The sequence below is a fragment of the Winogradskyella litoriviva genome, assembly GCF_013249065.1.
GTDB lineage: Bacteria > Bacteroidota > Bacteroidia > Flavobacteriales > Flavobacteriaceae > Winogradskyella > Winogradskyella litoriviva.
Map to the genome: position 1 here is coordinate 572,835 of NZ_JABRWQ010000002.1, position 23,725 is coordinate 596,559.

General features: G+C 31.0%; 25 protein-coding genes and 1 tRNA gene. 16 read left to right on the forward strand and 10 right to left on the reverse strand.

What is annotated here, in order from left to right; genetic code table 11:
• Window positions 1-23 precede the first annotated feature (23 nt).
• The 6 genes from HNV10_RS06555 to HNV10_RS06580 all read left to right on the forward strand — a co-directional run bounded on the left by HNV10_RS06555 (window position 24) and on the right by HNV10_RS06580 (window position 6,209).
• Window positions 24-794: a hypothetical protein gene (locus HNV10_RS06555; RefSeq protein WP_173300520.1), complete on the forward strand. Its 771-nt coding sequence runs from the start codon at window positions 24-26 to the stop codon at window positions 792-794.
• A gap of 2 nt (window positions 795-796) precedes the next feature.
• A complete protein-coding gene (locus tag HNV10_RS06560; RefSeq protein ID WP_173300521.1) occupies window positions 797-1,591 on the forward strand; it encodes a class I SAM-dependent methyltransferase in 795 nt (264 codons plus the stop codon).
• 47 nt (window positions 1,592-1,638) lie between these two features.
• A complete protein-coding gene (locus HNV10_RS06565; RefSeq protein WP_173300522.1) occupies window positions 1,639-2,376 on the forward strand; it encodes an outer membrane beta-barrel protein in 738 nt (245 codons plus the stop codon).
• A gap of 14 nt (window positions 2,377-2,390) precedes the next feature.
• Window positions 2,391-3,347 carry a 23S rRNA (adenine(1618)-N(6))-methyltransferase RlmF gene (rlmF, locus tag HNV10_RS06570; RefSeq protein WP_173300523.1) on the forward strand — a complete coding sequence of 319 codons (957 nt, stop codon included), beginning with the start codon at window positions 2,391-2,393 and terminating at the stop codon, window positions 3,345-3,347.
• Between the two features lie 136 nt (window positions 3,348-3,483).
• Entirely contained in the window at window positions 3,484-4,719 is a 1,236-nt protein-coding gene (locus tag HNV10_RS06575) for a DEAD/DEAH box helicase (protein ID WP_173300524.1), read from the forward strand.
• 155 nt (window positions 4,720-4,874) lie between these two features.
• The gene (locus tag HNV10_RS06580; RefSeq protein ID WP_173300525.1) at window positions 4,875-6,209 is read left to right on the forward strand and encodes a hypothetical protein; all 1,335 of its coding nucleotides are present in this window, start codon (window positions 4,875-4,877) and stop codon (window positions 6,207-6,209) included.
• On the opposite strand, the gene HNV10_RS06585 is transcribed toward HNV10_RS06580, so the two are convergent.
• The gene (locus HNV10_RS06585) at window positions 6,206-6,610 is read right to left on the reverse strand and encodes a hypothetical protein (protein ID WP_173300526.1); all 405 of its coding nucleotides are present in this window, start codon (window positions 6,608-6,610) and stop codon (window positions 6,206-6,208) included. The two genes, HNV10_RS06580 and HNV10_RS06585, sit on opposite strands and share 4 nt — an antisense overlap.
• The gene (locus HNV10_RS06590) at window positions 6,600-7,181 is read right to left on the reverse strand and encodes an RNA polymerase sigma factor (RefSeq protein WP_173300527.1); all 582 of its coding nucleotides are present in this window, start codon (window positions 7,179-7,181) and stop codon (window positions 6,600-6,602) included. The genes HNV10_RS06585 and HNV10_RS06590 overlap by 11 nt, the downstream gene beginning before the upstream one ends.
• A 144-nt stretch (window positions 7,182-7,325) precedes the next feature.
• Between HNV10_RS06590 and HNV10_RS06595 the strand changes: the two genes are divergently transcribed.
• The 5 genes from HNV10_RS06595 to HNV10_RS06615 all read left to right on the forward strand — a co-directional run bounded on the left by HNV10_RS06595 (window position 7,326) and on the right by HNV10_RS06615 (window position 10,819).
• Window positions 7,326-7,667: a DUF6249 domain-containing protein gene (locus HNV10_RS06595; protein WP_173300528.1), complete on the forward strand. Its 342-nt coding sequence runs from the start codon at window positions 7,326-7,328 to the stop codon at window positions 7,665-7,667.
• Window positions 7,668-7,767: 100 nt separating this feature from the next.
• The gene (locus tag HNV10_RS06600) at window positions 7,768-8,745 is read left to right on the forward strand and encodes a hypothetical protein (RefSeq protein WP_173300529.1); all 978 of its coding nucleotides are present in this window, start codon (window positions 7,768-7,770) and stop codon (window positions 8,743-8,745) included.
• Entirely contained in the window at window positions 8,738-9,091 is a 354-nt protein-coding gene (locus HNV10_RS06605; protein ID WP_173300530.1) for a DoxX family protein, read from the forward strand. The genes HNV10_RS06600 and HNV10_RS06605 overlap by 8 nt, the downstream gene beginning before the upstream one ends.
• A 10-nt stretch (window positions 9,092-9,101) precedes the next feature.
• Window positions 9,102-9,620: a hypothetical protein gene (locus tag HNV10_RS06610; protein WP_173300531.1), complete on the forward strand. Its 519-nt coding sequence runs from the start codon at window positions 9,102-9,104 to the stop codon at window positions 9,618-9,620.
• Window positions 9,621-9,643: 23 nt separating this feature from the next.
• The gene (locus HNV10_RS06615) at window positions 9,644-10,819 is read left to right on the forward strand and encodes an MFS transporter (RefSeq protein ID WP_173300532.1); all 1,176 of its coding nucleotides are present in this window, start codon (window positions 9,644-9,646) and stop codon (window positions 10,817-10,819) included.
• A 1-nt stretch (window position 10,820) separates the two neighbouring features.
• Here HNV10_RS06615 and HNV10_RS06620 read toward each other — a convergent pair whose 3' ends face one another.
• The gene (locus tag HNV10_RS06620; protein WP_173300533.1) at window positions 10,821-11,501 is read right to left on the reverse strand and encodes a M15 family metallopeptidase; all 681 of its coding nucleotides are present in this window, start codon (window positions 11,499-11,501) and stop codon (window positions 10,821-10,823) included.
• 522 nt (window positions 11,502-12,023) lie between these two features.
• Between HNV10_RS06620 and HNV10_RS06625 the strand changes: the two genes are divergently transcribed.
• From HNV10_RS06625 to HNV10_RS06645, 5 genes are all read left to right on the forward strand, one after another.
• The gene (locus HNV10_RS06625) at window positions 12,024-12,950 is read left to right on the forward strand and encodes an alpha/beta hydrolase family protein (RefSeq protein ID WP_173300534.1); all 927 of its coding nucleotides are present in this window, start codon (window positions 12,024-12,026) and stop codon (window positions 12,948-12,950) included.
• A gap of 352 nt (window positions 12,951-13,302) precedes the next feature.
• Entirely contained in the window at window positions 13,303-14,163 is an 861-nt protein-coding gene (locus HNV10_RS06630) for an SPFH domain-containing protein (protein WP_173300535.1), read from the forward strand.
• 37 nt (window positions 14,164-14,200) lie between these two features.
• Window positions 14,201-14,380, forward strand: a complete 180-nt coding sequence (locus HNV10_RS06635) for an Arc family DNA binding domain-containing protein (protein ID WP_173300536.1) — start codon at window positions 14,201-14,203, stop codon at window positions 14,378-14,380.
• Window positions 14,381-14,445: 65 nt separating this feature from the next.
• Window positions 14,446-15,756, forward strand: coding sequence for a DUF819 family protein (locus HNV10_RS06640; protein WP_173300537.1), 1,311 nt, complete (start codon window positions 14,446-14,448; stop codon window positions 15,754-15,756).
• Window positions 15,757-15,808: 52 nt separating this feature from the next.
• Entirely contained in the window at window positions 15,809-16,519 is a 711-nt protein-coding gene (locus tag HNV10_RS06645) for a DUF4369 domain-containing protein (RefSeq protein ID WP_173300538.1), read from the forward strand.
• 103 nt (window positions 16,520-16,622) lie between these two features.
• Here the strand turns inward: HNV10_RS06645 and HNV10_RS06650 are convergent.
• The 7 genes from HNV10_RS06650 to HNV10_RS06680 all read right to left on the reverse strand — a co-directional run.
• Window positions 16,623-16,696 (reverse strand) — tRNA-Thr (locus HNV10_RS06650).
• Between the two features lie 72 nt (window positions 16,697-16,768).
• Entirely contained in the window at window positions 16,769-17,038 is a 270-nt protein-coding gene (locus tag HNV10_RS06655; protein ID WP_173300539.1) for a hypothetical protein, read from the reverse strand.
• A 117-nt stretch (window positions 17,039-17,155) separates the two neighbouring features.
• Window positions 17,156-17,566 carry a 6-pyruvoyl trahydropterin synthase family protein gene (locus HNV10_RS06660; RefSeq protein ID WP_173300540.1) on the reverse strand — a complete coding sequence of 137 codons (411 nt, stop codon included), beginning with the start codon at window positions 17,564-17,566 and terminating at the stop codon, window positions 17,156-17,158.
• Window positions 17,566-18,090, reverse strand: a complete 525-nt coding sequence (gene idi / locus HNV10_RS06665; RefSeq protein ID WP_173300541.1) for an isopentenyl-diphosphate Delta-isomerase — start codon at window positions 18,088-18,090, stop codon at window positions 17,566-17,568. Before idi ends, HNV10_RS06660 begins: the two co-directional genes overlap by 1 nt.
• A gap of 105 nt (window positions 18,091-18,195) precedes the next feature.
• Window positions 18,196-20,190 carry an OmpA family protein gene (locus HNV10_RS06670; protein ID WP_173300542.1) on the reverse strand — a complete coding sequence of 665 codons (1,995 nt, stop codon included), beginning with the start codon at window positions 20,188-20,190 and terminating at the stop codon, window positions 18,196-18,198.
• Between the two features lie 10 nt (window positions 20,191-20,200).
• Window positions 20,201-21,130, reverse strand: coding sequence for a PorP/SprF family type IX secretion system membrane protein (locus HNV10_RS06675; protein WP_173300543.1), 930 nt, complete (start codon window positions 21,128-21,130; stop codon window positions 20,201-20,203).
• 28 nt (window positions 21,131-21,158) lie between these two features.
• The coding region (locus tag HNV10_RS06680) for a DUF7507 domain-containing protein (RefSeq protein WP_173300544.1) at window positions 21,159-23,725 on the reverse strand (2,567 nt) is incomplete at its 5' end.

Consider the following 23,725-nt stretch of genomic DNA (forward strand, 5'->3'; position numbering starts at 1 on the left):
CATAAAGTAATTAGTTTCTAAAAATGACGGAATATACAGACTACTATAAAACCCTTTCACTTTCTCAGCTTTATAAAATTATTGAAGAATCTGAGAAATATAATCCAATTGCTGTGAAAACTGCTGAACAAGAAATTAATCACAGACAAAATAACGAGGCAAATTTCAACGATACTAAATCTATAATTGAAGATCAAAAAAAACAGAACGATACTAGATTAAGAAATAAAAAAAATCAAGAGGAAAAACTAAAACAAGGTGCATTTACTTTTCTCGAAACTATAAGCCCTATTCAAAACGGAATTCAAACACCAGAAAGAATAATTAGACTAATTACTATTCTCTTTGGAATAATAGCTGTTTTTAAAATCTATGATGATTTTTGGTTTCTACAGTTTATGTTAACTGACGGATTAGATAACTGGGACTTAAGTATGCTTCTCTATTTAGTAGAGTTAATAATACTACCCATTACAGTCATTCTCTTTTGGCAACGAAAAAAAACAGGTTGGATTTTATTGGCATTGCTGTTAACCTCAACAGCCGTCTCAGCTATAAACCATTTCTTATCTAGTATTAACAGAAAACCTTCAGATTTTTCAGGAATAGATAATTTGTTTCCAGAAATATCACCTATGGCCTATGTTACTGCATTCCTATTTTGTAGTACATCGCTTTGGTTAATTTGTAAAAAAAGTGTGAGTTCAATTTTTAAAGTATCTGAGCAAACTGTTTTTTTAGCCGTTTCTTTGACTATTATTGCGCAATTAATTATTATTTTATTTATAACTTAAGAATGAAGTCTAGCATATACAATAAAATAGGAATCAATTACAACCAAACACGTAAAGCAGATCCATATTTAACCGAACAATTTCTTAAACACCTCAACCCTAAAAAAGGAGGCCTATATTTAGATGTTGGTTGCGGAACAGGCAATTACACCAATGCGCTACAACAAAAAGGATTTCAATTTATGGGCATAGATCCTTCTATAGAAATGCTTAAACAAGCTCATGCACTTAATAAAAATATAGAATGGAATTTTGCTGCTGCCGAAAAAACAAACTTAGATTATCAGAGTATAGATGGTATTATGGCAACGTTAACCCTACATCATTGGCCAAATATTACAAGAGCATTTTCAGAATTTAAATATATTTTAAAACCAAATGGTAAAATTGTCATCTTCTCCTCTACACCTCAACAAATGAAGGGATATTGGCTAAACCATTATTTCCCTAAAATGCTCGAAGATTCTATGAAACAAATGCCATCGTTTGATGCTATTGAGACTGCTATGAATCTTTCAGGATTAAAAATTTCAAAAACCGAACTCTATAACATAAAACCAGATTTAGAAGACCAATTTCTATATTGTGGTAAGTATAATCCCGAATTATATTTTGACGAAAGTATTAGAAATGGTATTTCGTCTTTTTGTGCTTTAGCTAATATAACTGAAGTTGAACAAGGATTACATATGCTAAGAAATGATATAGACAGTGGAAAAATCGACGAAATCATTAAATCTTACGAGAACAACCTTGGTGATTACCTCTATATTATTGCAGAAAAAACAAACCTTTAACCAAATGCTTTTAGCGTACCTTTGCAATTGCATTTACTAATCTATTTATGAAACACTTTTACTTTTTTATCATTCTTATTAGTTACCTAACTCATGGTTTTTCTCAAAATAATAGAACTAGTTTTTCTTTAGCATTAGGACCTACATTATCAATTCCAAGCACAAGTGAACTTACAAACTCTAACGTTGATGGAAGACCACAGATAAAATCTAAAATGAATATTGGGCTATTTGTGCTACCAAGTATCAAATACTCACTAAACGAAAAATTTTCTTTAGATTTTGGTATTGGATATTATTTAGACCGATTTTCCGTTGAAGATAAACTAGGTGCAGTTTCTAATGAAGGAAATAGAAATGTTCATCAAATACAAACACCAATTAGCTATAATCTTCACTTTGGTGCAGGTAATGCTTATGAAATTGGGCTTGGAGGATTTGCAAGTTTTATATTATCTGCAAAAGAAAAAGGAGATATCATTACAAATAATTCCCAAATCGGTATTGTTGACCCAAACGACCCAACATTTTCATATAACTCAACTGTAAGTTACAGTAAGGATATTAAAGATAATTACAATTCAGTAAATTTTGGTGCATTCCTTCAGATTAAAAAGAATATAACTTTTTCTGAAAGTAAAAAAGGGTTTATTCTTTTAAGAATCAACCAATATATCAATGCTATTAAGAATAATGATTCTGAATCTGATATTAATCAATATATAGAATTCAAGAATGAAAAAGAGCCAATGACCGTTAATATTGGTATAGGCATATTATTATAAAAACACTTTTCAAATTGCAAAAAAAGAAACCACATCCAAAAGTAAAATCAGAACTTCATCCTAGAAGTCAACATAGAGAGCGCTATAATTTTAAGAAGCTTATTAAAAGTTCGCCAGAATTAGCTGCCTATGTTGCACCTAATAAATATGGTGATGAATCTATAGATTTTTTTAATCCTGCAGCTGTAAAAGCGTTGAATAAAGCCTTATTAATTCATCATTATAAATTACAATATTGGGATATTCCGCAGCATTATTTGTGTCCTCCAATTCCAGGCAGAGCAGATTACATTCATAATATTGCCGATTTGTTAAAAGGCAATAATCCTGAAATCCCAACAGGTAACCACATAAAAGGTTTAGATATTGGTGTTGGTGCCAATTGTATCTACCCAATTATTGGTCAGCATGAATATGGTTGGTCCTTTATTGGCAGTGATACAGACGAGAAAGCAATTACCTCAGCAAAAGAAATTGAACAACGAAATAAAAACTTAAAAGCTAATTTAGAAATTAGACGACAAGAAAAATCTAACGACTTCTTCTACAACATTTTAAAACCTGAAGAAAAAGTAGATTTCACCATTTGTAATCCACCTTTTCATGCCTCTATAGAGGATGCTCAAAAAGCAAGCTTAAAAAAATTAAAAAATCTAAAAGGAAAACGACCGAGCAAAGCGCTTTTAAATTTTGGAGGTCAGCAGAACGAACTTTGGACCAAAGGTGGTGAAGCACGTTTTGTAAAAGATATGATTTACGAAAGCAAACATTTTGGAAAACAATGCTATTGGTTTACAAGTTTAATCTCTAAAGAAGTCACCTTAAAACCTACTTATAAAATTTTACAAAAAGTAAACGCTACTGATGTAAAAACAATTGAAATGGGACAAGGCAATAAAATAAGCCGGTTTATAGCTTGGACATTTTTAACAGAAAAAGAACAAAAGGATTGGGTTGCTGAGCGTTGGTAAAACATTTCATTTACCTTTGTAATATGTTTATCACATCTTGTTTGTCATTCCTGCGAAAGCAGGAATCTACAAGTTATAACTTACAAAGTGGTTTCCTGCTTTCGCAGGAAAGACAAATTAAACAAATACAAAATACATGTCATTTAAAGACTTACATTTAATAAAGCCATTGCAAAAAGCTGTTGAAGCTTCTGGTTATGCAGAACCTACTTTGGTACAACAACGAGCAATTCCGTTGATTTTAGAAAAAAAAGACGTCATTGTTTCAGCCCAAACCGGAACAGGTAAAACGGCCGCTTTTGCACTTCCTATTCTTCAGCAATTGTATGATAAACAAGATGCGCCTAAAAAAGGTAAAAAAATAAGAGCTTTAATAATTAGTCCTACGCGAGAATTAGCGGTTCAAATTCAACAGAACTTTAAAACCTACGCACAGTTTACCAATTTGCGTTCTTTAGTTGTTTTTGGTGGTACGTCAATTGAACCACAAATTGATGTCTTAAAAAAAGGCGTTGATATTTTAGTAGCAACACCTGGTCGTCTTCTCGATTTACACAAGCAAGATTACATTAACCTAGATTATATTGAAACCTTTGTGTTAGATGAAGCGGATTTAATGTTAGCCATGGGTTTTATTGATGATGTAAAGAAAATTGACAGACTTTGTCCTGAAGAGAAACAAACCTTATTATTCTCGGCAACCATTCCATTTAAAATTGAAGAATTAGCAAAAACCATACTTAAAAACCCAGAACGTATAGATGTTACTCCAACACGTTCTGTGGCTAAAGATGTAAGTCAAGTTTTGTATTATGTACCCAAACGCAACAAAATTGAATTGTGTTTGCACTTAATGCGCAACACTATAAAAGGGAACGTTTTAATATTTAGACGTACTAAATTTGGTGTCAATAAGCTAGAACAAACCTTGCTTAAAAATGGGTATACAGTAGACAGTATTCATGGTGACAAAGCCCAAAGCGAACGCCAAACAGCTTTAAATAAATTTAAAAACGGTTACGTAAAAGTATTAATTGCAACAGATGTTGCGGCACGTGGTATTGATATTAACGAACTCGATAACGTTTTTAATTTTGACATGCCAAATGTAGCCGAAACCTACGTACACAGAATTGGTAGAACTGGCAGAGCTGGTAATATTGGTAAAGCCTACGCTATGTGCTCTGCAGATGAGAAAAGTTATGTAAAAACGATTCAGAATGCTATAAATGTACAGATACCTGTTGAGACTGAGCATCCTTATCCTTTAGACCCAAAAGCAAAACCTATTGTGCACAAAAAGCAAGGTAGTAAGTATAAAAAAGGAAGAAAGAGTGAGGCTTCTAAGAAGAAGAAAAAGCGTTGGTATTAGTTTTAGACTTTTAGACAATAAAAAAGCACTTAGATTATCTGAGTGCTTTTTTTTTGGAGTTTATATTCAGTATAGGTTTCAAAATATTAATAATAAGTTTGAATTTAACTGATTATGTTTAATTTTAAGCTAACTATCAACCGACCAGCCAAATTATGAGTGATAATTACAATAAACCAGCGTTTAAAAAACTCCTCGAAAAACTACAAGAGGAAAGCTGGCAGTTAGAACTGCTAATTTCTGGGTTTGCCATTTTTGGTTTATTTAGTGCTTATGACCCACTAAATATAGCTGCAATAGAAGCCGAAAATAATGGTGTTTTACATGAATTTATTATTTCAATCGTTGCTTTATATTCTTGTGTAATTCTCCTTTTTAATTTATTACTACATGTATTGCTAAGAGGTCTATGGATTGGTGCATTAGGATTACGCTATGTATCTGGAGATATTGACTATGAACAATTAAATTACAGTGAGAAATTCACAAAATACCTAAAGAAAAGAGTTGGTTCTTTTGATAAATATATTGCACGTTTAGAGAATTATTGTAGCATTATTTTTGCCATTTCATTTTTACTTATTTTTTATGTGTTAGCCCTTACTTTTACAATACTGGTCATTGTATTAACTGCTGAGTATGTAATCAGTAATGAAAATCTTCCTGGATGGCTGAGCAAAGCTTTAGGTATTCCTTTAATGATTTTTATAATCATTGGTATGTTTTTAACATTCTTTGACTTTGCAACACAAGGTTGGTTAAAAAAGAAAAGGTGGATTTCAAAAATATATTTTCCGTTTTATTGGTTGTTTAGCTTTATAACCTTGTCCTTTTTATACAGACCTATTGTATACAATTTTCTTGACAATAGGTTTGGAAAACGCTTAATTTTAATTCTGTTACCCGTATTTATTCTAGTTATAATGCTAGCGTCTTTAAATAATAATTTTTCTAATTACTTTAATGAAAGAAACAGTGCTACAAGTTATATCACTAGCGATAATAATTATTTAGATTTAATAGATAAAAATGATGAGCTCTTTGCAAAAGATGCTGCAATTCAATCTAAAATAATCACGGAAAATTATATAAATGTATATATTAAATTATCTGAGACTATTGAAGACAACGTTTTTAATTTTAATAAAGGCTTAAAACCAGATAAAGATTCTAGAGGCTTAACCTCTGATGTTGTTATTGGCTATAATAATGGAAAAAATTCTTGGGGAAATAACAGAAAACGATTAGATAGTATTAGGCAAGACTATGTAAAAACATTTAATAAATTATATTACGTTGAAATAGATTCGTTACCATTTACTTCAGATTTTGTAGTAAACAAAAACAAATTGGGTTTTGAAACCTATTTACCTACACAAGCTCTAGATCATGGAAAACACACCTTGCACGTCAACTATAAAACAATAAAGAATTCTGATACAATAAACAAAAGGATGAAATCAATTCTATTTTGGTATTACCCAGATTAAAACGTCATTCGTTTATTAAAATAGTGTTTTAGTAGTGGAATTTGAATACTTATCATTATAGCCAAAAGCACAACAGCATACATTAAAGTTGAAGACATATTACTTGAAACGTTTTCGAAAAAATTAAAAGACACATTAGGTAATTCTAAACGATCTGTCCAACTTGCAGTTGTTGCGTTATTTCCTAAAATAACATAACCAAATAAGGCTGTAAAATTTCCTAAAATTAAAATCCAAACTGGTTTTGAAATTAATGGTTTATAAACAGTTGCATCAGAAGTAGAAATAGCTTCAACTTTAGACATTACAGCATTTGTAAAATCTAAAGAGGGTTGTTCTAAAAAATCTTCAGACATTATTTTGTCTATAAAATATTCTATTTTTTTCTCATCACTTTCCATAGTTCATACTGTTTTGATGTTCTAAATACTGCTCTAAAATAACAGCTAGTTTTTTTCTTGCTCTAAAAAGCTTCACTTTAACCGTGTTGGCTTCCATGTTTATAATCTTAGCTATTTCATCTAAAGATAAGTCTTCAAAATAAAAAAGAGTAAGCAATACACTACTCTTTTCTGGGAGTTTATTTATGCACTTTTTTATTAATGCTTGCTTTTCTTCCTTAATAAGATGGTCTAATGCATTATCTAATGTACCTAACTTATTAAAAGTAAACTCATCTATTGCTACGTTACTAATATACTTTTTATTCTTTTTAATGCGATCTAAACACGTATTATAGGTTACTCTATAAATCCATGTAGAAAACTTAGAATCGCCTTTAAATTTATTTAAAGATCTAAAAATCTTAACAAAAGAATCTTGTGCCACCTCTTCTGCCTCTTCTCTATGTTTTAACATTCTTAACGCCAAAGTATACACCAAGTCTTTATAACGATTCACTAAAATTGCAAATGCTTTAGTGTCGCCATTGTTTATAGCTTTAATTAATAATTGGTCGTCGTTGGTGGTCATTATATATTTAAGACGACACTTTGTTCTATTAGGTTACACTTATTTAAAAATTTATTTTTTTTTGATAAAAGTGTAACCTAAGATAAATACCTATCGTCATAAGGTATGTAACAAATAAAATTAATCAATTAAAAATCAAACATTATGAACGTAGAAATCTTAATACCATTGAGTCTTTTTTTAGCCATCTTCGGAATTGTATACTTATACTTTTCAACTAGAAATAAAGAACGATTAGCACTTATAGAAAAAGGTGCAGATGCGAGTATATTTAATATAGGAAAACGATCAGGTTCTTCTTGGAAAGTCGTTGTTCTAAATTTAGCTTTTCTTTTAATGGGAATTGGGCTTGGTATCCTAATTGCTAATATTTTAGAAACATATACAGGTTTAGATGATGATGCTGTTTACCCTTCTATGATATTTCTAATGGCTGGCATAGGCTTGTATATAGGATTTACTCAAACCAAAAAACATGTAGAATAAAAATTCTATTTGTAATTAACTAAAATATACAACGTCTCATAATTGAGACGTTTTTTTATGCTTATAATTGATGTATCTTTAAAATCTATAAAACTTAAACATGTATAAACTTCTATTAGCGCTTTGTTTAATTGGGCAATTTTCGTTTGCTCAAATCACCATAAAAGACAGCATAACTTCATATCCTGTAAGTTACGCAACTATTTCTTTTGGTAACGGAAATGGAATTTTTGCAGATGATGAAGGACAATTTGTTTTCACTAAAAAACTATATCCAGATATCGACTCCCTATTTATTTCTGCTATAGGTTTTAAAGATTTAAATATTGCTACAAAAAACTTACCTAATGAGTTAATAATGCAATCCCAATCTCATCAATTAGATGAAGTAATGGTTGGCATTAAATTAGACAGAAAATTTAAAGAAGAAAAACTAAAACCTTATTTAGATGATGATTATTACAATTGCTGGTTACCAACAATAGAATCTGAAATTGCAGTTTATTTCCCAAAAACTACAACTAAAGACCAAAAGCTAAAAAGTGTATTTTTCCCTGTTGCCTTAGAATCTAAAGATTGGGAGAAACGAAATAAAAAAAACAGTGAAAAGAAAAAATTCTCAACTCTATTTAAAGTGCAATTTTATAAAAACAAAGATGGCGTGCCAGGTAAAGTATTAACCTATGAAACCATTGTTTTTAGAGCTACAGAAAAAGATGGTGATGCTTTTGAATTAAATGTAGATGAATATGATATTACTATACCAAAAGATGGCTTTTTTGTATCACTTCAAGTTTTAGGTTATACCAACAAAATGGGAAAACTTTTACCAAACAAAAAGTATAAGGAAATTGAGTCTAAAAACGGAAGCGTTGTAAAAATACCAACCAATTTTAGACCTTTATTGCCTTTTACAGATCAGATTGAAGGTAAAAATACATTTATAAAACGCGTATTTATTAATGGTAATAATTGGGTTAAATTTGATAATAAAAATAATTTTAAATCGAGTTTATTAGACAAAAACCTGTTTAATTATGGTATTGGCTTAACGTTTAAAACCTTTAAAGATGAATGAACCTATAGGGCTTTACATTATGGCAGCAATGTATATTCTCGCAGGACTAATACATTTTATAAAACCTAAAATGTATATGCGTATAATGCCTAAATATCTCCCAAATCACAAAGCTTTGGTTTATTTAAGTGGCATTGCAGAAATTCTTTTAGGTATTGGCTTATGTGTTTCTTCATTAAAAATAATTTCTATTTATGGCATTATAGCTATGTTGGCGACTTTTCTATTAGTTCATTTCTATATGCTGTCTGGTGAAAAAGCCTCTGCCGGAATTCCGAAATGGATTTTAATTTTACGCTTGCCTCTACAATTTTTCTTAATGTATTGGGCTTTTATATATCTATAAATTAAAAAGAATGAGTATTACTAAACATTGCCAACTTTGCGACCACCAAGTTGTAGATTTTAAAACAGGAACACTTTGTGGACTAACAAATAGAAAACCAGATTTTATTAATACATGTGCAAAAGCAAAATTAGACTCTAAATTAAGACCTAAAATTGAGTCTACTAATATTGAATATGAAAGGGTATTAAAAACAAAGGCATTAGTATATATAAATTTTGTGATTTTTTTAGTTGTTGGTGTTGCTGTGATTTTAGCTGGTTACTTTTTGGCTCAATACCTATTAAAGTTTAGAGTAATTGCTGCAGTTCCTTTTATAATTTCTGCTATTGGTTTAATGGGAGTTTTACCCTTAGCTATTGGACCAATGAATCAATTTAGAAACGATTTAAAATTAGCTAAATCTAAAAAAGACGAAGTAGATAATGTTTTAAAAATTTATAACATTAAATATAATATTAATTTAAAGTTTGGAGATAAATACCATGGCGTGCAAGATGTTGAAGTAGATTTAAATATTAAAAAATAAGAACCCTTTAAGCCAACAATCTATTGAAAACAAACCATAAAACAGCAAAATGGGTTTTACCAATAATTATACTTTCTCAATTTTGTTGTACATCATTGTGGTTTGCAGGAAACTCTATTATAAATGATTTAATAAAACACTTTAACCTTTCTACTGATTCATTAGGCTACATAAGTTCTTCAGTTCAGTTTGGATTTATAATTGGCACTTTAATTTTTGCAATTCTAACGCTCAGCGATCGCTTCTCACCTTCTAAAATCTTCTTTATATGTGCCATTGTTGGTGCTATATTTAATTTTGGTTTAATATATACCAATAATACAATTGTTACACTGCTTACCTTTAGATTTTTTACCGGTTTTAGTCTAGCAGGTATTTATCCTGTAGGAATGAAAATCGCCGCTGATTATTTCGAAAAAGGTTTAGGAAAATCGCTCAGTTTTTTAATAGCTGCATTAGTATTAGGAACTGCTTTACCCTACTTAATAAAGTCATTTAATTTAAATCTAAATTGGAAAATGGTAATTTGGACCACCTCAACCTTAGCTATAGTAGGTGGCACTCTTATACTACTGTTTGTATCAAATGGTCCTAATCAAAAACGATCAAATAAATTTGATATATCTAAAACACTTAAGGTTTTTAAAAATAAACCCTTTAGATCAGCTGCTTTTGGATACTTTGGACATATGTGGGAACTTTATGCCTTTTGGACCTTTGTTCCTGTGCTACTGTTAACACATTCGCAGCTTCATAATATAGAATTAAAAATCGCGTTATTTTCATTTATAGTAATCGCCTCCGGATCTATTTCTTGCATTATTGGTGGATTTATTTCAAAATCGGTTGGAATTAGAAAAACGGCTATATTATCTTTAAGTATTTCGGGAGTCTGCTGTCTGGTTTCACCCTTATTTTTCATAATAAACTCTAGTGCTATTTTTATTATTTTTCTAATTATTTGGGGAATGGCAGTAATTGCAGATTCTCCATTATTCTCTACAATGGTTGCTCAAAATTGTGAAGCTAATTCAATAGGGACTGCATTGACTATTGTTAATTGTATTGGCTTTTCTATTACTATTATCAGCATTCAATTATTAAACGCTTTATTAGTCTATCAAAACTATACACATTATGTATTTATGATATTAGCCATTGGACCAATTTTTGGTTTAATAAACTTGAAAAAATCTTAATCTACTCTATTTCAAAATCAAAGTAAGTCTTTGGAAAAGGCTCCCAACGCAATGTAAAATGCCACCATTCTTTTGGATAGTTTCTAAAGTTATGCTTTATCATAACATGCTGCAGTAATTCGCGATTTTTCCTTTGCTGTTCGGTTAAATCTTCATCTGCAACCCAAGATTCTTCACCAAAAAAATCAAAAGGACTTCCCATATCTAAAGGTTCTCCAGTTTCACCATCAGCAATGGTTAAATCTAAAGTACTTCCTCTACTATGGCCAGATTTAGAAGCAATGTAACCAGCTTTAAACAAATTACGCTTATCTACTTTAGGGTAAAATTGCTGCTTCTTTATGGTATCATTTAAATCTCTTGCCCAGCGGATAAAATGATTAACAGCACGTTGTGGTCTATAGCCATCATATACTTTTAAACATAAATTTTGTTGTTGCAACTCTTGTTGTACTAATTTTAATTTTTCGGCAGCTGGTTGCGTTAAGATTAATCGATTTACTTTATACCCATCTATGGTATCTCCTACAAAGTTATTTGTTGTAAAATAACGTAATTCTACATCTATATCTGGTATAATAGTGTCAACATACACAAAACCTTCTGGTAAAGCTTTCTTTTCTTGAAAGCCAAATAGCACAAAAAGTATACTAGCTATATATAAAAGTGATTTATAATTCATATTGAAACACTAAATTAATGAAAAAATAGAATTTTAAACCCTTTTCTTAAAACCAAACAATAAAGTTTTATTTAAAATTGAAGCGCATTAAATAGTTGAAACGTAATGAAGCCATCTTTTTTTTGTGAATTAAGTAATTTACAAGAAAGTATATAAAAACAAAAAACCGAGATCCCTCAATCTCGGTTTTCGTTTATTTGCTTTTTTACTATGCTGGTAGATTTAGGGTCTCTAATTATACACAACACAAGGCAAATATTAATTAATTAATCCATTGAACTAAAACTATTTTTTTAGTACATGTCAAAGATATAATTCATTTTTATTTTACAAGCTAAAAAACATATTTTATCGCTGAAATACATTAAATTTTAACATTTAGAGATGAAATATCACTTTTCGACGTTCAATTGCACACTGAAAAGTGTTTTTAAATCTGAAATAAGACAGCTAATTTTGCTTAAAAATGTATAATTAGATAACATTTCAATTAACTTTATACCTCACAAAAGTTTAGAAAAGATGAAAAAGCAATTAGTTCTATTATTATGTTTAGTTTGTGTTTTTGGCTTTAGTCAAAATAAATCCTACTCTGAAGAAGAATTATCAATTACTAAATGGATTGATGGCACACTATTAAAGCCAAGTAATAATAACAAGCCTAATTTAGCAATTATTATTGCAGGTTCAGGACCTACTAATAGAAATGGCAACCAGAACTTTCTTAAAAACAACTCTTTAAAGAAACTAGCAGTACAACTCTCAGAAAATGGGATTGCTACTTTTAGATATGACAAGCGTATTGTAAAACAAATTCTTAACAATAATGTAGACAAAAATATAATGTTCGACGATTTTGTGAGTGATGCCTCAGATGTAATAGATTATTTTAAAGAAAAAGCGCTTTACAATAAAATTTATGTTATTGGCCATAGCCAAGGTAGTTTGGTCGGAATGCTTGCTGCAAAAGATAAAGCAGATGGATTTATTTCGTTAGCTGGTGCAGGCAATAACATTGGTGATGTTCTTGTAGAACAAGTCACTAAAATGGCACCAAAGCTAGGAGAAGAAACACAACGAGTTGTTAATTTATTAAAAAATGGAGAATCTACAACTAATTATCCTACTGAATTAAACTCTTTATTTGGACCAGACATACAAGGTTTTATGATGAATTGGATGACATACAATCCAACTGAAATAATTAAAGACTTAAATATTCCTGTTTTAATTGTTAATGGAACAAAAGACCTTCAAGTTTCTGTAAAAGAAGCTGAATTATTAAAAGAAGCTAATGAGAAAGCAGAACTCATACTTATTGAAAATATGAATCATGTTTTATTTGAAATTGAAGGTGACGATTTAGAAAACTCAAAATCTTATAACGAATCTTTTAGAGTTATTTCTCCTCAACTTACAAAATCGATAACAACCTTTATAGCGAATTAAAACATACACTTTTTTAATAGATAGTTCAAGCATTTCAAAATTGAGATGCTTTTTTTATTCTAAAACTTAGTTTAAATGAAAAGACATCCCAACCACGAGATGTCTTTTTCTAACTAACCAACCAAATGTAATGTTACGATTTTGTAGTATGTTACACTCTGGCAACTATCGCAATTTTCATTACGATTAGTATATTACAAATGGCGTGCCAAAGTTTATTAAATAATTATTTATTCATAATCTGTAACAAAATAAATTATTTGTATACTAACCTAATAAGTTATATCTTTATGATATCATTATAATATCATATTGATTATTAATAATTATTAACCAACTAAATTTATAAATCATGAAAGAAGAAAAAATCATCGTTCCGGCAAATGGCTATTTAATGTTGTTTTTATTTTTAATAGTATTCTTTTGTAGCATAGCTCTAATTCCTATTACAAAAACAGGTTGGTCTGTATTTGGTATTTTGGCAGCAATAGTATTAGCATTTGGTTTTTTAATGGTGCAACCTAATGGCTCAAGGGTTTTATTATTATTCGGAAAATATGTTGGTACTATAAAAAAGAATGGTTTCTATTGGGTAAACCCTTTTTACACTAAAAAGAAAATATCATTAAGAGCCAGTAATTTTGACAGTGAACGCTTAAAAGTGAATGATAAATTAGGGAATCCCGTAATGATTAGTACTATATTAGTTTGGCGTGTTCAAAACACCTATAAAGCTGCTTTTGATGTTGATAATTACGAAAATTTTGTGCGCGTACAAACTGATGCTGCAGTGCGAAAACTAGCAAGCATGTATCCTTATGATAACTTCGCGGATGAAGGTCTTGCTGAAGATATTACACTTCGCTCTAGCGTAAATGAAGTAAGTAATGCTTTAGAAAAAGAAATAGACGAACGTTTATCAATAGCAGGAATTGAAGTTTTAGAGGCTCGTATCGGTTACCTAGCTTACGCACAAGAAATAGCTAATGCCATGTTAAAGCGCCAACAAGCAACTGCCATTGTAGCTGCAAGACATAAAATTGTTGAAGGAGCTGTTAGTATGGTAGAAATGGCGATTGATGAACTTAATAAAAAGCAAGTTGTAAATTTAGATGAAGAAAGAAAAGCAGCCATGGTGAGTAACCTTATGGTGGTATTATGTGGAGACAAAGATGCATCACCAGTATTAAACACAGGCACACTAAGTCATTAAAAGTATTTAAATTAGCGGTATTAAAACTAACACATCAATGTCTAAAAAGAAAGCCTTTGCATTACGTATAAATGAAGACATGCTCAAAGCCATTGAAAAATGGGCTTCGGACGAATTTCGTAGTACCAATGGCCAAATAGAATGGATGCTTATGCAATATCTAAAAGAGCATAAACGGCAACCTAAACAAAAGGAAAATGATAAAGACAAAAAGTGATCGGAAACGGTCGCTTTTTTTCGTATTTAATTTTTGTATTTTGCGCACACTAAACTAAAACTACTATGGATACCTCTCCAATTTTTACTGATGACACTATTGTATTTGGACTCTTAATGTTAGCACTAGGATTTGTGTTTATCACAGAATCTATTAAAACTGGCTTTTGGTCAAAATTTTATAAAATAGTACCAGGATTGTTTATGGCATATATGGTTCCTGCTGTGTTAACAACAACTGGTCTTATTTCACCTGAATGGACAACTGTTTCAGAAACAGGTGAACTAACAGAACATAGTTCTAATCTCTACTATATGTCTAGTCGATATCTACTACCAGCTGCATTAGTTTTAATGACACTAAGTATAGATTTAAAAGCTGTTTTTAATCTAGGTTGGAAAGCTTTGGTTATGTTTTTTGCAGGAACTATTGGTATTATTATAGGAGGACCAATTGCAATTTTAATAATCGCTAGTGTACATCCTGAAACTGTTGGAGGTGTTGGTCCAGATGCCGTTTGGAGAGGACTTTCTACATTAGCAGGTAGTTGGATTGGAGGCGGTGCCAACCAAACAGCTATGTTAGAAATTTACGGCTATAACCAAGCCAAGTATGGAGGAATGGTATTTGTAGATATTGTAGTTGCAAATATTTGGATGGCAATTATTTTAATTGGTATTGGTAAAAGAAATAGAATTAACAAATGGTTAAAAGCAGATACATCATCCATTGAAGAATTGAAAAATAAAATGTCAACTTTTTCAGAAAAAGTAAAAAGAAACCCATCGCTTACTGATATAATGATTATTTGTGCTATTGCTTTTGGTACTGTTAGTATTGCACATTTAAGTGCTAACTTTTTAGCACCAATGTTCGAAAATATTGTTGCAGGTATAGAATCACCAACCACAAAAAATATTTTTACATTTTTGGGTTCTAAATTCTTTTGGATGATTAGTATCGCAACATTAATTGCCATATTATTATCTAATACCAAAGCAAAAAATTATGAAGGTGCTGGCGCTAGTAAATTTGGTAGTGTATTTATCTATATCCTAGTTGCAAGTATAGGAATGAAAATGGATTTAACCATGATTTTTGATAACGTTGGTCTTATAGCTATTGGAGTTGTTTGGATGACTATTCATGCATTACTTTTAATACTTATTGCAAAACTAATTAAAGCACCATATTTCTTTTTAGCTGTTGGAAGCCAAGCCAATGTTGGTGGTGCAGCTTCAGCTCCTATTGTTGCCTCTGCTTTTCATCCGTCATTAGCAACGGTTGGTGTTTTACTTGCTGTTTTTGGCTATGCTGTTGGTACTATCGCAGCTATTGGTTGTACTATTTTAATGGAATTAGCTGCCATTAGTTAGCAATATTAAAACAATTATTAAGATATTTACGCACTAAATTTTTATACTAAACATGACAAAATTAAACAAAGCCTTAAGTCTCATTATTTTATCTCTTTTGGCCATCTCTTGTGGTAAAGAAAATGATGCTAACCTCACTGTAAAAGGAACCGTTAAAGGGTTAAAAAAAGGCATAATTTATCTTCAAAAGGATGGAGATTCTAGCATTGTAGATTTAGATTCTATGGTTATTAACGGGCAACAAGAATTTATGCTTAACACCAATATTGAAGAACCTCTTCTACTCTATTTAAAAATGTTTAAAAATGATGGTGCAGAGCATTACATTCCGTTTTTTGCGGATAAAGGTGTTACAGAAATCAATACAACTTTAAAGAATTTTAATTTTGATTCTAAAATAAAAGGATCTAAACAACAAGCTTTATTAGATGATTATTTAAAAGTTATATCAAAGTACAATAATCAAAATTTAGATATATTAGAAGCACAGTTTTTAGCACAAAAATCTAAAGACAGTTTGGCAATAGACTCTTTAACTACAATGAGCAACCTTTTAATTAAAAGAAAGTATGCCTATACTATTCAATATGCAATTAATAATAATGACAGTGAAGTTGCACCATATTTAGCTTTGTATGAAGCAAGAAATGCAAATCCAGTGTTTATAGACTCTATTTATAACAATCTTACACCAAAAATTAAAAATTCAATTTACGGTAAAAAATTAGGAGAAGTTGTTGAAGGAAACAAATCCGTTGAATAATTTTTAGCAGCTAATAACTAATAAAACTGTACAATAATCAATTAGAATTTATCTATAAAACAAAAAAATCCAATCAATTAAATGATTGGATTTTTTTATTAAGAGCCGATGGAGGGACTCGAACCCACGACCTGCTGATTACAAATCAGCTGCTCTAGCCAGCTGAGCTACATCGGCAAAAAACTAACTTATTTAAATCTCAATAAGCAGCCGCAAATTTAAAATAGATTTTTAAATTTGCAAACCAATTTATTTTAAATTATTAATTTTTTCTATAAGCCCTTTACCTTTAGCCTCAAGATCATTATTGATCGCTTTAAAGTGGGCTTTTTTGTCTTCTACAGCTCTATTGTTAACACGTGCAATTAACTCATCAAAAGTTGAAATTGCTTCATCAATAATAGCTTCACTGTCTTTTGTTGGTTTTTCAGAATTTGTTAATTCCCAAACGTAAACTGCTTCTATAATATCTCCTAAAACGTAGTTTATATCTTTTTTTAAATCTCTCTTGTTTGCCATAATACTTGTTATTTTTATGAGCACAAAAGTACTAAATCCTTTTAGTTATTTAATGCTCTGTTTATTTCTTTATTAAGAAGTTTTAAATGAAAATGAATATGGTAATTTATTATACCACTATTCTCCTGAATAGGTTACAAAGTTTCGAGGGGTTTCATATAAGGTTACTTGAAGATGAAACTTAGAATCTAGTTTGGGTTTTAGTCTATTATAGATAACAACAGCTATGTTTTCTGCTGTTGGGTTTAAATCTTTAAATTCATCGACCTCGACATTTAAGTTTTTATGGTCAAAAGCATCTTCTATTTCAGATTTAATAATATCTTTTAAAATCTTTACATCAATAACGTAACCTGTTTCAGGGTCTATATCACCTGTAACACTAGCTATCAATTCGTAATTATGACCATGAAAGTTAGGATTATTACATAAACCGAAAACAGCTTCATTTTTTTCAAAACTCCAATCCTTTCTGTATAAACGATGAGCTGCATTAAAATGTGCTTTTCTATGTACGGTAACTTTCATTATTTTTTGATGTTTATGAATTCATAAAATTTTTCGAAAATTATTTTAAACCAAGCTGTGTATAACTGCGAATTATCACTAATGTCTTTTTTTACATCATCGAGTTTCATCCATTTCCAATCCATTACTTCATCTTCATTAATAATTGGCTTCTCGTTATAATGACCAACCATTACATGATCATACTCATGCTCTGTTAAACCATTATCAAAAGGCGCTTTATATATAAAGGAGGTCTTTTCTTCAAGTTCAGTAACAAAACCCATTTCTTCTTGTAAACGTCGCTTACCAGCCATTAAATTAGTTTCTCCGTCTCGCTGATGACTGCAACATGTATTGGTCCATAATTTAGGTGAATGATATTTGTGAGCAGCACGTTGCTGTAACATTAATTCGTTATCATCATTAAAAATAAAAACAGAAAAGGCTCTGTGTAAAAGGGCTTTTTCGTGTGCTTCCATTTTAGGCATTAAACCTATTTGATTATCGTTTTTATCGACTAGAATGACTTTTTCTTCTGGCATGCTACAAAATTAACATCTTAATTATAAATAAAAGTAAAGGATTTCATAAAAAAAAGCCGTTTAAAAAATTAAACGGCTATTTATTTTTATACGTGTCTAAGTGAATTAATCTTCCTTCTCTACGTTTTCATCACATGTTTTACCATTAATACTGGTAATAATAAACTCACTTCGTCTATTAAGTTGGTGTTCTGCTTCTGAACAATCTGAGTTATTAGTTGGCTCACAACCGCATTCATTTATTAAACGAGATTCTCCATAACCTTTTGCTGTTATACGTTCTTCTGCAATACCCTTATTAATTAAATATGCTCTAGTAGACTTTGCTCTACGATCAGATAATTTTTCGTTATACACAGCTGTACCTCTACAATCTGTATGACTACGAATATCAATATGCATTGTAGGATATTTATTTAATACTGCTAGTACTTTTTGAATTTCAATTTCTGCATCATATCTAATATTAGATTTATCAAAATCAAAATAAATAATAGGAATGTCTAATACTTTAGCTAAATCGTCACAAGGTTCAATTTGTTGCTCATCTTTCTCAATAAGTAATTCCATTATTAACTCTTGATTTCTATTTGGCGTAGTAAATCGTTGCTCGTCTGTTGTATATTTTTCTTTTTCAACTCTAATTAGATATTCTTTTTCAGGATCAACATCGAATTTAAAATAAGCGTCTTCTCCAACCGTAACACGATTTAATTCTTTTCCATCCTCATCAAATAATACAACTGTTGATCCAGGTATTAATTCTTCTGTTTTTACGTCTTTTACGATGCCTTCAACTAAAAGCTTAATTTCTGGAAATTCAAACGTATAGATATCATCACTACCTTTACCTCCATCTCTGTTTGAACTAAAATAAACACGTTTAGTTACAAGATTCTCGAAATACCCAAAATCATCCCACGAACTATTAATAGGTTCACTTACATTTTCAACTAAAAAATTACGACTAGAGCCTGAGACAACTTTTTGATCTGCACCTTTGGAGACAAATATGTCTAAACCACCTAATCCAGGAAATCCTGTTGAAGAAAAATATAAATCTCCTTCAGTATTAACAAATGGAAAAGATTCTTGACCTTCTGTATTAATTGCACTTCCTAAATTCTCTGGTTCACCTAATGTACCATCCTCATTTACATCAACTACAAAAATATCAGATTGACCAAGTGTACCTGGCATATCTGAGGCAAAATACAATTTGGTTCCTGTTAAATTTAATGCAGGATGCGCTACACTATAATCAATACTATTAAAATGAATTTCGTGAATATCTGTCCAAATTCCATTGTCATTCAATGTTGCTCTGTATAATTGTAATCTATTTATACCTGAGTCATCCTCTTTATATCTTGATTTAAAATAATTATTACGTGTAAAAAACATATATTTCCCGTTTGGTGAAAATACGGCACTAGATTCATGAAATTTAGTGTTAACGTTCTCTCCTATACTTTTTGGAGCTTCAAAAGTTCCATCTTCTTTTTTCTCGGATAAATATATATCTAGATAAGGTTCTTCATTCCAACGATACATTCTACCACCACCTCTTGCTGAAGCAAATACAATTCCATTTTCATATTCAGTTGTACCAAAATCTGATAAAGGTGTATTAATATCTAGATTGATGATTTCAATGTCATCTCTACTCATTTCTTCAATCGCAGATTTATAATCAACCTTAGAAATAAATGCTTTACTTCTTAAATCATTTGGTTTAAGAGAATTAAACTTTTCCATCCACTTATCTGAACCTTCATAATCTTTAATACCTTTTAGTGCTAAAGCATATCTAAAATAATATTCTGGATCAATAACTTCATTGAGTTTCATTAACTCTCCATACCATTTTGAAGCTTCTTCCATTTTATTTTGAAAGTAAAATGAATTAGCCAACTTTTGAAATAAATCTGATGATCTATAACCATTATTAGCAACTTCTAACAAAACTTCACTTGTTTTTACATAAGCAAAATCCCTATAATCATCTTTAACGCTCTGTATTTTTCCTATTTGTGCAAAGGCATTGCCACAAATTAAAATAGCAAAAGTTAATAATATATGTTTTGATATTGTTTTCATAGTCATATTTTTAGAAGAAACGTGGAGATAAAATTCTGCCAACTCTTTTAACTTCAAATCTTAAGGTAATTTCGTGTGTTCCACTATTATAATTATTTAATCCAGTAGAAGTCATATCATAGCTATAACCAACAAACATACCAGGCGTTACTTGAAAACCTGCTAATGCACTTACTGAATCGTCCCATCTCCATGCTAAGCCAAGTGTTAATTTCTTTTGAAACCAAAGATTAGCAGATACATCTGCAATAACAGGAGCTCCGGAAACACCTTTTAATAAAAAAGCTGGTTTTAGCTCTGTTGTTTCACTGATATTAAACACATAACCACCAATAAAATAGAAATGCATGCGCTCAGTAGCTACGGATTGCTCAAAGTCATCATAATGCTCTGTTTCAATAAAATTTGGAACAGCCAAACCTAAATACCATTTGCGAGTATGCATATATAGACCTGCACCAATCATAGGTGATATTAAATTTAGATTATCTCTAAATGCTAAATCAGTTTGGTTCCTAAAACGACCTTTACTCCAATCTGTATCTAAAATATGAAGACCACCTTTTGCACCAAATGATAATTTTAAATCATTAGCATTTAATGGAATTGTATAAGAAAAACTTGCATCTATAAATGACTCTCTCGCTGGTCCTAAAGCATCATTAACAATATTTAATCCTAAACCAATACGTTCATTTCGTAAAGGCGAATGGATACTTAAAGATTGTGTCTGTGGCGCACCATCAATACCAACCCATTGTGATCTATGCAAACCTACAACACTTAAAGTTTCTCTCTGACCAGCATAAGCCGGATTTACACTCAATGTATTATACATGTAATGTGTATACTGCGGATCTTGCTGTGCAAAACTAATAGTACTAATTAGCATAAATACTAAAACTATTAATCCTTTTATTAGTGATGATTTATGTATCATTTTAATATATTTTATAATTCAGTATTAATTAGTTTTTTCTATTAATGTATAACCATCCAACTCTTGGGTCAGATCCATCACCTAAGTCTAGTACGTAGTAATAAGTACCTACAGGTAAATCATCTGATTGATTTATCACAGCTCTTCCATTAGATGTCCCTTTCCAATCATTTAGATATCCATTTGCGCTATAGACAATATTACCCCATCTGTTATAGACTTCTAATTTATTGTCTGGGAATCGCTCTATACAATCAATAACAAAGGTTTCATTAACACCATCACCATCTGGAGAAAACTCATTATAAATAGTTAAACAAATTGGTTCTACTGTTGCATTATCTTCATTATTACTTGGATTCTCATCAACACCTCCTACTGAACTTTCTATATAAGCAGTGTTTAAATAGTCTCCAAATCCTAATACTTCAACGGTAATCTCAAGTATTTCAACTTCATCAGGATCTAATTGAGCAATAGTCCATTCGCCATCAAACTCTGAATATATACCGTCAGTTGTGATTGCAGAAACAAATAAGTAACCATCAGGAATCTGCTCATCTATAACAATGTTACTAGCAGTGACATTACCAATATTAGCGACTTCAATTGTAAACGTTACTAATTCTCCAATCACAGGTTGCAATTCATCAACTGTTTTAGTTACTTCCAAATCAAATATTGAATTAAGTAGCACTACGGTTGGATCATCTGGTTCTCCATCACCATTTTCGTCATCGTTTTGGTTATCGGTAGGATCATCACTCGTATCTATAATATCATCTAGAAGATCATTTGGATCACCTCCTGGTGCCTCACCTCTAACTGATGCTGAATTAGTTACACTACCAACATCTAAATCGGCTTGTGTAATTGTATACGTAGCTGTATAAGTCGTATCATCAATTTCGTTAGGTAACAATTGAGCAATTGGACCACCTACTAGGTTTAGTCCTGGTAAGTTATCTTCAACAATAATATTAGTTAACGTTTGATTCCCTGTATTTTCAACAATAAATATATAAGTAATGACATCGTCAAGTCCTCCAATTATACCATCTCCATTTGTATCTTCTAATGGTTGTATTGTTTTGATTAAACTAATTTTAGGATCAGGAGATATAGTTATCACTGTTGGATCATTATCTGTGTTTCCATCTAAATCATCTCCATCATCACTAGTATCATTTACAGTTGTATCATCTGGACTATCACCACTAGCTACTACACTATTTTGGAATCCTCCTATATTAATAACATCTTGTTCTATTATATAAGTAGCTGTATAAGTAGCTGTTTCACCAACTAATAATAAACCTTCTATACTTCCTAAAGAAGCAGGATTATTAAAAGCAGGTCCAGAAAGAAATACAAGTGGATTACCATCTAAATCCGTAAACGTATCTACGATAGAAACATTATCTAATGTCACATTTCCTGTATTTGTAACACTTATTGTATATGTAATTTCGTCATCTAAACTTGCGCCAGTTGGTAATACATCATTAGAAATAACGAAAGTTTTAACAACTTCTATATTTGGAGTACCTTCTAAAATAGTATCAGTCGGATCGTCATCACTTGTTGCATCAGTTGGGTCATCACTATCATCAACTACAGCACCTCCATTTGGATCTGTACCATTTGCTGTTGCCTGGTTAGAAACTATTCCTGCGTCAATATCTTCTTGAGTAACTTCATATGTTGCAGTATATACTATTGTTCCTGTACCTACGGCCATATCCATGATATCAGCTTCTCCATCTTCATCGGTTCCGCCAGTTACATAAGTTGGTGTTGGTAGGGTTCCAGTACCTGTAAAATTCACCATGTTTTCATTAACACTAACATCAAATACTGTTACATTACCAATATTTGTGACTGTATATGTATATGATATCTCGTCTCCTACACCTAATATATTATCATCTCCTAAATCTAAACTACTAGTCTTAGTAACACTTAATTCAGGGGTTTGATTAATACTTATAACTGTTGGGTCATTTGTTGGGTCTGTATCTAAATCTGGGCCATCAGTAGCTTCATCACCATTATCACTCGTATCACTTACGTCGTCAACGCCACTTGGACTATCTCCTGTAGCTGTCGCACTATTTTCAATAAAGCCAGTATTCACATCATCTTGATTAATATTATAGGTTGCTGTTGCAAATCCTATTTCACCTGGTAACAATGTTGAAGGTGTAATAGATAAACCTACTGTTCCTGTCAAAGCATCATCAATTGTAATATTATCAATAGTAACATCTCCTGTATTTTCAACACTAAATGTATACGTTAATTCATCACCCAAGCTAGCACCAAGTGGAGCCATATCGTTAGATACCACAACTGTTTTAGTTAAGGTTAACTCAGGATTAGGTGATAAATCCGTTAAAGTTGGATCCTCTGTTGGATCTGTTCCTGTATCTGGTCCGTCTACTGTCTCATTGTCTAAGATTGGATTGCCATCTGGATCTACATCCGTATCTGAAACATCACTCACATCATCTGTACCTGTTGGACTATCGCCTGTCGCTGTTGCACTATTCTCTATAAAGCCTGCATCTAAATCCGTTTGAGCTATCGTTTGCG